The following is an 11,783-nucleotide window of genomic DNA, read 5'->3' as shown; positions in this document are numbered from 1 at the left end:
ATTGACAAAATGAGCCGCCGTAGCGGTATAATTTATGAAAAAACGAATGCGTGTCCTATCCCTACTTTTCCTGTTGACAGGCTTCATGGCATCGGCGCAAGTAAGCGTACCAACGGTGCCGGAACAACTAACGTTTGCTGATATTTCGGTGCAGTTGGACCCCGATGCCCGACGTATTGTGCAGCAGGATGTGAATGCACTGATGGCAAACCGGCAATACTGGACGGCCAAACTTGATCGGGTGGTCCTCTATTTTCCGATGATCGAAGCCATCCTGATCGATGAAGATGTACCCACCGATTTTAAATACCTCGCCGTTCAGGAAAGCTCACTGACACCCGATGCAGTATCGTCGTCGACGGCTGTGGGATACTGGCAGTTCAAACGCGAGACGGCCATGGATAATGGCATGCGGGTAGATGACACAGTAGACGAGCGGAAGAGTATTACAGGTTCTACCCATGGCGCAGCTAAATACCTGAAACGAAGTAACTCACAATTTAATAACTGGGTAGCCTCCCTCTATTCCTATTACCTGGGCGCAGGGGGTATTGCTAAATTAATTCCGCCCGATTGGTCGTATGCTCGTGAAGTTGCCCTGGATGGTCGGACAGATCGCTATATTCTGCGGTTCTTTGCCCATAAGATTGCGATCGAAAATGCCTTACAAACCCACCAGACCAGCAATCGATTTGCGTTGATCGAGTATCCAAATGGGGGAGGCAAAACCATGAAGGCCATTGCCGACGAGTTAAGCGTCGATGAGTTTGAGCTTCGGAAGTACAACCGCTGGGTACTCGGCGATGCTGTACCAACCGACAAAGCTTATGTAATGGCAGTTCCAGTCGTGAGCAACCAAATCAACGATGTGCGCCAGAAAATCGTGAATGTTGGTGCTAAAAAGACCCCCGATTTTGTTCAGAACGACGTGGGTTTTCCGGTTTTACGACGAGTTACAACGGGCTTGAGTAGCAAAAACGATCCCATCTTGTTCGAGATCAATGGCTTGCCGGGTATTCAGGCGCAGGCTGGCGATAATGCAGCATCGCTCTCCCGAAAAGCAAAGATCAGCCTGTCTAGTTTTTTGCGCTACAATGATATGAGCGATCGGGATGTGGTAATTGTCAATGATGTGTATTATCTGGCCAAGAAACGCAAAAAAGCGCTGGTACCTTTTCACACCGTTCGTGACGATGAAACGGCCCGGAGTATATCGCAGCGCTACGGCATCCGGCTGAAGAAATTGATGCGCTATAACCGCCTGGATCGAGTCCAGAAATTGGCCACGGGCCGGGTAATGTGGCTGCGCGAACGCCGACCCAGTAATAAACCGGTCGAAATCATAAATGCGCCAACTCCGCCTGTTTACGATCAGACACCAACACCTAGCCGGGCGGATGTGGCCGCGAATACGCCATCTTCAACCGGTGGAGTCCCTCGCCCGGTAAACGGCAGCGATGGTGTACCCCGTAACCCATCAGAACGGAAACTGTACCAGCCGAAGCTGGTAGGTGGTGGTGTAACCCCGAACGATGGCACGTCTGAACCCGCAACGGCTCCACCAGCGCGTCCGGTTTCGCAGCCAACGAATAGCCAGCCCACAAACAGTCGGTCAGTACCGGCTGCCAGTACGCCTACAGGTACTAATGATGGGTCGCAGCGCGTCGTGATCGTACGTACGCCGGATGGCTCGCAACCAACGAAAACAGTACCGGTGGCTACCATGCCTGAACCGGATAGAACCGCTGGTTCGACTTCACCAAAAACAAATGCACCCGACACCTATGCTACTACCCAACGCCCTAAACCGACTCCCGCTACCGATATTGATATGGGACGACCTGAAACGGGCAAGTACGAGGGGCCACGTGAGCAACAGGCTGATGGTTCATTGACCGTTCCGGGCGCAGTTCCACCAACGAAAGCACCCCCTCGCCCGGCTGCTAAGGTAGATTCCCGGCCAACGGCACCCGCTACGACAACGTCGGAACCCAAGCCTGTTTCTCCAATTACGTCGGTCGCGAACCGTTCCGCCACAACACATACCGTAGAAGCCGGGCAAACGTATTACAGCATCTCAAAACTATATGGATTAAGTGTTGATGAGTTATTATCGCTCAACAACCTGACGTCGAATGATAAGCTTGAAGTTGGCCAGCAACTTGCCGTAAAACTCACCCCCGGAGGCCGGGTTGTTCAGCCATCACCTTCGATTAAAGCAGTACCTGCATCGACTTCCCCGTCGGCGGTAACCTATCATACCGTGGCAAAGGGCGAAACAATGTTTCGGATTACCCAAATCTATGGCGTAACCATCGAGCAGATCCAGGCCTGGAATAACCTATCGGATGTGGGCGTTAAAGTGGGGCAGAAAATTAAGATTCTAAAAAAAACTAATGAATAATGTAAAATGGAAAATGTAAAGTGTAAAACCGCCCGCCGGAAATGGGTCTTACGTTATTCATCTTACATTCTCCATTTTACATTTACATGCTATGATTCTGATTGATACTACCTGCATCAGCGACGACGTTGCTGAAAAGTTCTTCGTCTGCAACCTTGATAAATGCAAAGGAGCCTGTTGTGTTGAGGGCGACATGGGGGCCCCGCTGGAAGGTGATGAACCCGCCATTCTTGACCGGATTTACGACGATATAAAGCCCTACCTCTCACCCGAAGGTATTCGGGTCATCGAGCAGAAAGGCGGCTACGAGCCCGATGAACATGGTGGCTTTGTTACAAACACTGTTGGTGGGCGGGAGTGTGTTTATGCAACCTGGAACGACAAGGGCATTCTAAAATGCGGTATTGAAGAAGCCTATAACGATGGTAAAGTTGATTGGAAAAAACCCATCTCCTGCCATTTGTACCCCATTCGGGTTACTAAATACGAATCATTCCATGCATTGAATTACGACCGTTGGCCTATCTGTAGCCCTGCCTGTAGTTTCGGTGAACAATTGAACGTGCCCATCTATAAATTTGTCCGGGAAGCTCTCATTCGGGCCTACGGGGAAGAGTGGTATGACCGATTGTCGCAGGCAATTGACGAGAAAAACGAAGCTAAATAAGCTAGTTCTTGATTCTATTCGTTCACCGCAATGCCTGAACAGCGCGATTATTTTGAGGAGGTCTATGACGTTGTCCGCTTAATACCAAAAGGACGAGTGACAAACTATGGCACAATTGCCCGTTACCTAAGCCTGCGTGCGGGTGCCCGGATGGTGGGGTGGGCTATGAACGGGTGTCATAACAGGCCCGACGTTCCCGCTCATCGGGTGGTCAACAGCGTTGGCGTGTTATCCGGCAAACATTTTTTTGGAGAACCGAATGGTATGCAGCAATTACTGGAAGTGGAGGGGGTTCGGGTGGAGAATGATAAGGTCGTTGACTTTAAAACGCTTTTTTGGGACCCCTCCGTTGAGCTGGCTTTGTAGGCGTGTTTTTAGGCGATCGTACTTCGGTTTTGGACTGCTTCAATCAATGTATCAATCACATCGCGCAATTCCTGAGTCAGAATCGAGTCTGTTACCTGCCCAGTTACATCTAACTTCGTCCGTACAAACGGTATGCTGAGTGATGCTTTTTCGGGTAAGTTCGCGGTTAACACGTCCATTGTGTGAACGAGTGCTATGTGTGCCCGAGAGCCACCTGTGTCTGATGGGCCAGCACTAATTACACCAACGGGTTTGTACACAAACTCACCCGACGAGGCAATCCAGTCGAGCATGTTTTTCAGAACACCGGGCATACCGTGTATGTATTCGGGTGTGCAGATAATCACGGCATCGGCTTCCCGAAGTTGGTTGCGTAGAGTCGCTACCGCTTCAGGTGCCGGATCAATGTCGCGCTCAGGGCTGAAATGGGGGAGATTATCGAGCCCGTTGTACAAAGTGACGGTTACGGTTGGGGGAGCTAGTTCGGCAACAGCCCGTAAAATCGATGTATTGGTAGAGGCTGCCCGAAGGCTACCGGAGATCGCGAGAATATGCATATGTGTTGAGGTTCGTACTTAGCGCAACACCCTGGTGATCTCGTTTAGTTTCTCCATTTTCTGGACAAAATCACCTTTGAGCTGGTTGCGGATGGCTGTCAGGTTATCTAGTGTTTCCTGTAAGCTATCGGGTAGAATCTCTTCCAGAACCTCGCGGAATCGTTTGGCGAAGGTCGGCGATTTGCCGTTGGTTGAAATGGCAATTTTTAAGTCGCCTTTTTTGACAACTGAACTTAGGTAGAAATCGCATAAATCGGGCGTGTCGGCTACATTGACCAGAATTCGCCGGATTTTGCAATCAGCCTGTACCTGCTTATTAACTGCTTTGTCGTTAGTTCCGGCAATGACTAAATCAATGTCTGATAAATAGATCTCGTGGTAGGGCTCCTGGATCAGTTGCACTTTTGGACTCTGGCGAGCCATCTCCCAAATTTCGTCCCGTATCTCAGGGGCTACAAGCGTAACCCGCGTCTCTGGCGAATTACCCAGCAGCGCCGTGAGTTTTTCCAGGCCAACATAACCACCACCCACAATAAGCATATGCAGGTTTTCGGCTTTAACGAAAATAGGGAAGAGGGTATTCATAGGTTAGTTGGTAAGTCGATAAGTCAGCTACTTACTGACTTATCGACTTACCAACTAACTTAAAACTTAAACCCTAGGTTCACGCCCAGAATCCGGCGTTTGCTATTACCACTAGCCAGCACATCGGCAAAACCATAGTGGTACACAAAATCCAGCATAATTGGGCCCGCATCAAAGCCAAGGTTGACCAGACCATTGATGGTTGCCGCCTGAAAATCGGCGTTGCCTAAGTTAAAATCATTTTTATCCGTACCCAACGGTGTAGCGTATTCAGCACCAAGCGCCAGCCGAACTGCCGACACACCCCGGTCAGACTGGGCCAGTTTTACACCAACATAAGCTGGAATGTGCAAATACCGCTGGTCAATGTTAGCCGTAATATCACTAACACCATTTACCTGACCATCGCCTGGTTTAAAGAATTGCGAACTGGATGCCAGATATTCCGCGCCAACCTGACCGTAAATTCGGCCACCACCTCGTACCAGGAAGCCTAACTGATAACCTAATCGGCCGGTCAAGTTTTGGCCGTCTACGGTTTCACCCTCAAATCGGGTTGAGTTAGCACCTCCATAAATGCCAAATGTAAAGTGCTTATAATTTTCGCGATGCTCCTGCCGCTCAGATACCTCCTGGCTCCGCTGTCCATCTTCAAACCCTTCATCATACGCCTTGCTTAGATCCCGCTCATCGAACTGGCGATTATCGCCAATACGTCCTTGGTAGCGATTGTCATAGCGGGGGTATTCTTCATTTCGGCGATTGTATTCGCGCCGTTCGTCAATCGTGTTATTGAATCGTCGTTCATCCTGCCGTTCGTAACGTCGTTGATCGCGGTTATCGTTTCGGTTGTAATCGTACCGGTCATTGTACGAATTCTGTTGCCCTAATACGATACCTGTACTGCAAACCCCTGCTAGGAGCAGAGCTGTTTTAGTTAATGTTTTCATAACCTGTTGAGTTGAGTAAATGAATGCATAGATTCAGTCTTAAAACCGTTCTATGCAAAGGAATGTTTGGGTAATCATGTTTAATAAGTCACCTTAAAAGGCAATAATCATAAGAAAAGCCGCCCCTGTTGAAAGAGCGGCTTCCCAAATAGCGTGACAAAACAGTGTTAGAATTTAAAACCAACACTGGCGCTCAGAATCCGTCGTTGCGAACCTGCAAAGCCCGTTGTTGTCGTGCTTCCGTTAGTTGGATTCTTAATAGAATCGCTGAGACCATGGTGGTAAGTCAGGTCAATGAGCAGTGGACCAATATCAAATCCTAACTGAGCCAATGCATTGAATGTACCACTTTTAATCTCAGCATTAGTCAGGTTAAACTTACCGCTGCTGGAGCTGATACGATTGGCATACTCCAAGCCAGCCTGCAACCGAATGGCAGATAATCCCCGATCCGATTGTAGTAACTTGTAGCCAATATACAGAGGGATTTGAACGTACTGAATGTTGATCTGGTCCTGAATACTAGCTGCCGACTGACCGTCTCCTCTTGTAAAGTAGTTTGAGCTCGACGCAAAATATTCACCGCCAATTTGGCCAAACAACCGGCCACCACCGCGCACGAAAAAACCAGCCTGATAGCCTATCCGTCCTGAAATATCGCCACCGGTATTAACGCTTTCACCTTTGAATTTGGTGCTGTTTAAGCCCGCATAGATACCGAACACAAAGTTTTTGTAATCGCCTGCCTTGGTACGAGCCGGACGGTCAGTTGAGTACGTTTCGGTTGATGTAGTGGTTGTGGTACCATCAGTAGCCATGGTGTTCGTTGAATAGGTTCCGTTGGTTGTTGAGGAATTGCTATTCATTGAATTGCTGTTATTCATCGAGCCCGTGCTGTCCGTTGTCATTGATGACGAGTAGGATGAATTCGTTGGTGTACTCGTTGTCGAATACGTAGGAGTTGTGGTCTGGGCATTCGCAAGGCCAATACCACATAGGCAAGCTGCCAGAAGTGAGAATTGCTTTTTCATAACTTGTTCTCTCGTTGAGTGTATAAATGAAAATAGGGCGTAATCTAGATTACACCCCATTAACAGGCCGTTGCCAGCCAATGTTTTTAATTATTTTTATTTTAATGAATAGAGCGTCGCCGAGAACATAGAAAAAATAGGCTTCAATAGCTCTGTGTTCTCTTTGGCTCTGTATTCAGTAAGCTACTGCGTTCGCATAGTTTTGAATGCATTCATAAGTCCGTTTGTCGAGCTGTCGTGCGTGCTAACGGGGGCATCATCCTGCAACTCGGGCAGAATGCGGCTAGCTAATTGTTTACCCAGTTCAACACCCCATTGATCGAAGCTGAAAATGTCCCAGATTACGCCCTGAGTGAAGATTTTGTGCTCGTACATGGCAATCAGGCTACCGAGCGTGCGAGGTGTCAGCTTCTTAAACAGGATGGAATTCGTAGGACGATTTCCTGAAAACATCTTGAAGGGGGTCAGGGCTTTAATCTCGTCTTCGGTCTTGCCTGTTTTGCGTAATTCCTCGGCCGCTTCAATTTCTGTTTTGCCGTTCATCAATGCTTCCGTTTGTGCGAAATAATTAGCCATTAAAATTTTGTGGTGTTCGCCGATAGGCCGCTGGCTAATGGCAGGAGCCAGAAAATCGCAGGGAATCAATTTGGTGCCCTGATGAATTAGCTGGTAAAACGCATGCTGACCATTGGTGCCGGGTTCGCCCCAGATAATCGGGCCGGTTTGGTAGTCGATGGGATGGCCCGCCCGATCAACCGATTTGCCGTTACTTTCCATATCGCCCTGTTGGAAGTACGCAGCAAAGCGATGCATGTATTGGTCGTAGGGAAGGATAGCCTCGGTTTGCGCCCCAAAGAAGTTATTGTACCAGATACCCACCAGACCGAGAATCACGGGAAGGTTCTGATCAAGTGGCGTATCATGGAAATGGAGGTCCATGGCATGGGCACCCTCCAGCAATTCTTCAAATTTATCGAAGCCAATATAGAGCGCAATGGAGAGCCCAATGGCCGACCAGAGCGAATACCGGCCACCAACCCAATCCCAGAAGCCGAACATATTATCGGGATCAATGCCGAATTTCTCAACGTCTTTCTGGTTGGTGGAAAGCGCTGCGAAGTGTTTCGCGATGGCGACTTCGTCTTTTGCGGCATCCAGAAACCACTGCCGTGCCGTTTGGGCGTTGGTCATGGTTTCCTGCGTGGTGAAGGTTTTCGATGCAATCAGGAACAGCGTCGTTTCGGGCCGGACGGTTTGCAGGGTTTCGTAAATATGAACACCATCTACGTTCGACACGAAATGCACCCGTAATTTTTTATCATCGGCGTAAGGCTTCAGGGCTTCGGTTACCATAACGGGGCCCAGATCGGAGCCACCAATGCCGATGTTCACGACGTCGGTAATGGCTTCGCCGGTGTAGCCTTTCCACTCGCCCGACCGTATCCGCTCGGTGAATGATTTCATGTGATCCAGTACCGCGTTTACATCAGGCATAACATCCTGACCATCTACCAGAATCGGTGTATTGGAGCGATTGCGCAGAGCAATGTGAAGCACGGCCCGGTCTTCTGTCCGATTGATTTTGTCGCCCGAAAACATCTTGCCGATGGCTTTTTTTAGCTCAGCCTGTTCCGCTAGTTGAACAAGCAGACTAAGTGTTTCGGCAGTAATGCGGTTTTTTGAAAAATCGAGCAGAATTTCCTCAAACTGGCGCGTGAAGGTTGTAAACCGCTCCGGATCTTCGGCAAACAGGTCGCGCAGATGGCGATCTTTCAGGCCATCGTAGTGAGCTTGCAGGTGGGCATAAGCCGGTAAGTCGGTAAATCGGTGGTTGGCGAGCATACGTTTCAGGTTTACAGTAGTCGGATTATGGTAGTCTGTTTTCGAGATATGGCATTCGGGTTACAGTATGGCCCTTGTCTTGACGTCCCTGTGGACACACGAGTCATCGCATAAACTGAATACCGTAAACCGAAAACCACAACTTGACTACCTATTTTAACTTGTCGGCGCGAATATCGTCAATCCCGGCAATCTTTTTTCGGCTATTTTTACGCGCCTTTTCCTTTCGGGATCGTTGTTTTTTGACATCAATACGTTCATTAATGAATCAAAAACTTTTCTATTCGCTGGTACTGACTGGTTTGGGGATCTTATTCTTCATCCCGTTTTTGGGGGGTGTTCGATTATTTGACTGGGACGAGATCAATTTCGCCGAATGTGCCCGCGAGATGATTGCGATGGGCGACTACTTGCATGTTCATATTGATTTTAAGCCGTTTTACGAGAAGCCACCCTTGTTTTTCTGGCTCCAGTCTATGATGATGAACCTCTTCGGCATCAATGAGTTTTCGGCCCGCTTGCCGAATGCCATTTGTGGTATCATTACGCTGGTGTATCTCTATCATATCGGAAAGAAACTGCATGGGCATCGTTTCGGGCTGCTATGGTCGCTGGCGTATCTGGGATCTGTACTTCCTCATCTTTATTTCCGATCGGGCATAATCGACCCTTTTTTCAATCTATTCATTTTCATCAGCCTGGTCAACGTAATTTTTGCGTCCTGGAAACGCGAACGCCTGGGCGGTGCTATGACCGTACCCAAAAGCGACTGGACATATATTCTTCTGGGGGGCACAGTACTCGGTCTGGCTATCCTAACTAAAGGGCCGGTTGCTTATCTTATCGTAGGCCTAGTGCTTCTTACGTATTGGATGCTGAACCGTTTCCGGTGGTTCATTACACCGCTGCAATTTCTGGCATTTACGGCAGCCGCTTCGGCAGGGTCACTATTGTGGTATGGACTCGATATTTACCTGCACGGTCCAACACTGGTACGCGAATTTGTGGCGTATAGCATCCGGTTGTTCAGTACTCCCGATGCAGGCCATGTTGGTTTTCCGGGCTATCATATTATTATTTTACTGGTAGGTTGTTTCCCCGCATCGATATTCGCTATCCGGGCGTTTGGAACGCTGTTTATCGAGCGTAATTATCAGCGCGAGTTTCGCCGGTGGATGCTAATTCTGTTCTGGGTCGTGTTGGTTCTGTTCAGCATTGTGCAGTCGAAAATTGTGCATTACTCTTCGCTGTGCTATTTCCCCCTAACGTACTTTGCCGCGCTCACGCTTCTGCAACTGGAGGATCGGAAAATTCAGTTTAACAACTGGATGCGAGCTGGTTTGCTGGTGATTGGCGGCATTTACGTGGCCGTTATTGTTGGCATACCTTATCTGGCACACCGGATGGATATCGTAAAGGCAGCGGCCGATCAGGATGCGTTTACACAGGGTAATCTGGATGCCAAAATTGACTGGACGGGTTGGGAAGCGTTGCCGGGCGTATGGTTGATTATTGTTCTGGCGTTGGCCTTAATCTGGTATAACAACCGGGAAATGGCACGTGCTTCGCTGATGCTGTTCATTGGTATGGCGGTGTTCATAACCCTGACACTCTGGTTTTTCATTGGCCGGATTGAAGGAATTTCGCAGGATGCAGCCATGCGCTTTTTTGAACGGGCGCAGGGGCAAAATGTATACGTAAAAACCTATGGTTACCATAGCTACGGGCCTTATTTCTACACGCTCAAACCTCCTGTTACCAACCCCAATTACTACAATGATGAGTGGCTTTTGCGGGGACGGATCGACAAAGATGTGCTCTTCATTCGCCATTCTTCCGAGCAGCCAACCCTGCTCGATTCGCTACCTGATGTGAAGAAAACAGGCGAAGAAAACGGCTTTGTTTTTTACCGTAGAAAGGCGAAATAGAATGCATTGAGCATAGGTTAAAAGCTATGTAAATGATACCGTTCACCCCTTTAGGGTCGCCTGTTTATAGGCGCTCTTCTTTGCTATAAACAGGCGACCCTAAAGGGGGGCGAACCCGTACAAAATCCGTAGGCTATCCTATTAATTTACCTTATTTTTATTGCTACTAAATCGTACGGCAATGAAATATATACTTTTAATCCTGATCTCCTGTGTGTCAGTAGTGGCTACTGCTCAGTCAATTGATAGCACGAAGGCAAAAGCTCCCAAAGCAAATACGTTGTCGAAGTACCAGCAGCCGAGTCAATATGGTATACAACCCGCCCCGGCTCCCAATCAAATCCAGAGCGGACAGCCTAACCCTGATCTGGTCAAGAAAATAGAGGAGAAGCGGGTTAATTCGAGCTACCAATATGAAAACGGGCGAATCACAGGTGGAAAAACATCGCTTAAGTTAGGTAAGAAAAAGGACTAGTAACCACACCTGAATCACCGTAACAGATACGATGAAAAGCCTATACACACCAGATGCCTTAGCCGAGGTGCTGAGCCGGATCGATAAGCTGCAGCCGACATCAAAACGGCAGTGGGGCAAAATGGACGTTGCCCAAATGCTGGCCCATTGTACGGCTGCTTTAGATGTAGCACTCGGGCGAACGTCTCCACCAAGAATGTTCATAGGCCGGATTCTAGGGCCTCTGATAAAACCAAATTTTTATAACGAGAAACCATTTAACAAAAATGGTCCGACTGATAAGAGCTTTATTGTTGCCGATCAACGCGAGTTTACAAGCGAAAAAGATAAGTTGGTGGAAGGTATTAAACTATTTTCAGTGGGTGGCCCAACTGCGTGTACGACCCACCCTCACTCGTTTTTTGGTGAACTAACACCCAATCAATGGAGCGTTGGCATGTATAAACATCTTGACCACCACTTAAGGCAATTTGGCGTTTAGGCCCTTTGCAAACAGATTTAAAACTGTTGCTATAGCCCGAAGGTTATAGCAACTATGGCTACGTATACAACCCCCGCAATCCGGACTACCAGAAGCTGCTACCTTCTGTTCAAGAAAATCCCAAAACAGTTGACGCTTTTCTGGCTGGCAGCTGGTCTGTTTGCCTGTAGTTCAGCTAACCCGTCGAACTCAGGTTCTCAGAAAAAGCTGCGGATTTCTGTTGGAGAAATCAAAGAGATTTCATTGCCAGGTCGTGGAGATGGTACGTCGGAGCTGATTGGTACATCCGATAACCAGGAAGTTGTAGAGGTTTCCCGGCAACAACTGGCTCCAGCGGTTGACACGCTTACACGTGATAATGCCAGGCCAACAATTTTTCAGATCAAAGGCATAACGGCCGGTACCGCCAACGTTGTTTTTGCCACAAAACTCTTAAATCAAACAGGCAACGGGCTAACGATTCGGACCTATGTTGTGCAGGTGATTGCGAAGTAGTG

At 48.5% G+C, this 11,783-nt stretch carries 12 protein-coding genes; 7 read left to right on the top strand and 5 right to left on the bottom strand.

The genetic code is table 11. The annotated features are described in order from the left end of the window. Window positions 1-46: 46 nt before the first annotated feature. From EXU85_RS23895 to EXU85_RS23885, 3 genes are all read left to right on the top strand, one after another. Window positions 47-2,404, top strand: a complete 2,358-nt coding sequence (locus EXU85_RS23895) for a LysM peptidoglycan-binding domain-containing protein (RefSeq protein WP_371731940.1) — start codon at window positions 47-49, stop codon at window positions 2,402-2,404. 91 nt (window positions 2,405-2,495) lie between these two features. Continuing rightward, window positions 2,496-3,071, top strand: coding sequence for a DUF3109 family protein (locus EXU85_RS23890; protein ID WP_142774496.1), 576 nt, complete (start codon window positions 2,496-2,498; stop codon window positions 3,069-3,071). A gap of 30 nt (window positions 3,072-3,101) precedes the next feature. Next, complete coding sequence (locus EXU85_RS23885; RefSeq protein WP_142774495.1) at window positions 3,102-3,437, top strand: MGMT family protein; 336 nt, start codon at window positions 3,102-3,104, stop codon at window positions 3,435-3,437. 8 nt (window positions 3,438-3,445) lie between these two features. On the opposite strand, the gene EXU85_RS23880 is transcribed toward EXU85_RS23885, so the two are convergent. The 5 genes from EXU85_RS23880 to pgi all read right to left on the bottom strand — a co-directional run bounded on the left by EXU85_RS23880 (window position 3,446) and on the right by pgi (window position 8,402). Continuing rightward, entirely contained in the window at window positions 3,446-3,994 is a 549-nt protein-coding gene (locus tag EXU85_RS23880) for an NADPH-dependent FMN reductase (protein WP_142774494.1), read from the bottom strand. A gap of 18 nt (window positions 3,995-4,012) precedes the next feature. Further along, a complete protein-coding gene (locus EXU85_RS23875) occupies window positions 4,013-4,579 on the bottom strand; it encodes a bifunctional precorrin-2 dehydrogenase/sirohydrochlorin ferrochelatase (RefSeq protein WP_142774493.1) in 567 nt (188 codons plus the stop codon). A gap of 59 nt (window positions 4,580-4,638) precedes the next feature. After that, window positions 4,639-5,529: a hypothetical protein gene (locus tag EXU85_RS23870; protein ID WP_142774492.1), complete on the bottom strand. Its 891-nt coding sequence runs from the start codon at window positions 5,527-5,529 to the stop codon at window positions 4,639-4,641. A gap of 167 nt (window positions 5,530-5,696) precedes the next feature. After that, on the bottom strand, window positions 5,697-6,560 hold the full coding sequence (locus EXU85_RS23865; RefSeq protein ID WP_142774491.1) for an outer membrane beta-barrel protein: 864 nt from the start codon (window positions 6,558-6,560) through the stop codon (window positions 5,697-5,699). A 183-nt stretch (window positions 6,561-6,743) separates the two neighbouring features. Beyond that, window positions 6,744-8,402, bottom strand: a complete 1,659-nt coding sequence (gene pgi, locus EXU85_RS23860; protein WP_142774490.1) for a glucose-6-phosphate isomerase — start codon at window positions 8,400-8,402, stop codon at window positions 6,744-6,746. A 263-nt stretch (window positions 8,403-8,665) separates the two neighbouring features. Between pgi and EXU85_RS23855 the strand changes: the two genes are divergently transcribed. From EXU85_RS23855 to EXU85_RS23840, 4 genes are all read left to right on the top strand, one after another. Next, on the top strand, window positions 8,666-10,330 hold the full coding sequence (locus tag EXU85_RS23855; RefSeq protein ID WP_142774489.1) for a glycosyltransferase family 39 protein: 1,665 nt from the start codon (window positions 8,666-8,668) through the stop codon (window positions 10,328-10,330). A gap of 181 nt (window positions 10,331-10,511) precedes the next feature. Then, window positions 10,512-10,805, top strand: coding sequence for a hypothetical protein (locus EXU85_RS23850; protein ID WP_142774488.1), 294 nt, complete (start codon window positions 10,512-10,514; stop codon window positions 10,803-10,805). A 31-nt stretch (window positions 10,806-10,836) separates the two neighbouring features. Next, complete coding sequence (locus EXU85_RS23845; protein WP_142774487.1) at window positions 10,837-11,286, top strand: DUF1569 domain-containing protein; 450 nt, start codon at window positions 10,837-10,839, stop codon at window positions 11,284-11,286. 54 nt (window positions 11,287-11,340) lie between these two features. After that, window positions 11,341-11,781 carry a hypothetical protein gene (locus EXU85_RS23840; protein WP_246859219.1) on the top strand — a complete coding sequence of 147 codons (441 nt, stop codon included), beginning with the start codon at window positions 11,341-11,343 and terminating at the stop codon, window positions 11,779-11,781. Window positions 11,782-11,783: the final 2 nt, after the last annotated feature.

It is taken from the genome of Spirosoma sp. KCTC 42546, assembly GCF_006965485.1.
Classification (GTDB): Bacteria; Bacteroidota; Bacteroidia; order Cytophagales; family Spirosomataceae; genus Spirosoma.
The sequence above is the reverse complement of the archived record's forward strand: the minus strand, read 5'-3'. Positions and strand labels throughout refer to the sequence as shown.

Bases quoted from the DNA above. Each gene is read 5' to 3' on its own strand.
- EXU85_RS23895 (WP_371731940.1), top strand. From the start codon at position 47: ATGCGTGTCCTATCCCTACTTTTCCTGTTGACAGGCTTCATGGCATCG.
- EXU85_RS23890 (WP_142774496.1), top strand. From the start codon at position 2,496: ATGATTCTGATTGATACTACCTGCATCAGCGACGACGTTGCTGAAAAG.
- EXU85_RS23885 (WP_142774495.1), top strand. From the start codon at position 3,102: ATGCCTGAACAGCGCGATTATTTTGAGGAGGTCTATGACGTTGTCCGC.
- EXU85_RS23880 (WP_142774494.1), bottom strand. From the start codon at position 3,994: ATGCATATTCTCGCGATCTCCGGTAGCCTTCGGGCAGCCTCTACCAAT.
- EXU85_RS23875 (WP_142774493.1), bottom strand. From the start codon at position 4,579: ATGAATACCCTCTTCCCTATTTTCGTTAAAGCCGAAAACCTGCATATG.
- EXU85_RS23870 (WP_142774492.1), bottom strand. From the start codon at position 5,529: ATGAAAACATTAACTAAAACAGCTCTGCTCCTAGCAGGGGTTTGCAGT.
- EXU85_RS23865 (WP_142774491.1), bottom strand. From the start codon at position 6,560: ATGAAAAAGCAATTCTCACTTCTGGCAGCTTGCCTATGTGGTATTGGC.
- pgi (WP_142774490.1), bottom strand. From the start codon at position 8,402: ATGCTCGCCAACCACCGATTTACCGACTTACCGGCTTATGCCCACCTG.
- EXU85_RS23855 (WP_142774489.1), top strand. From the start codon at position 8,666: ATGAATCAAAAACTTTTCTATTCGCTGGTACTGACTGGTTTGGGGATC.
- EXU85_RS23850 (WP_142774488.1), top strand. From the start codon at position 10,512: ATGAAATATATACTTTTAATCCTGATCTCCTGTGTGTCAGTAGTGGCT.
- EXU85_RS23845 (WP_142774487.1), top strand. From the start codon at position 10,837: ATGAAAAGCCTATACACACCAGATGCCTTAGCCGAGGTGCTGAGCCGG.
- EXU85_RS23840 (WP_246859219.1), top strand. From the start codon at position 11,341: ATGGCTACGTATACAACCCCCGCAATCCGGACTACCAGAAGCTGCTAC.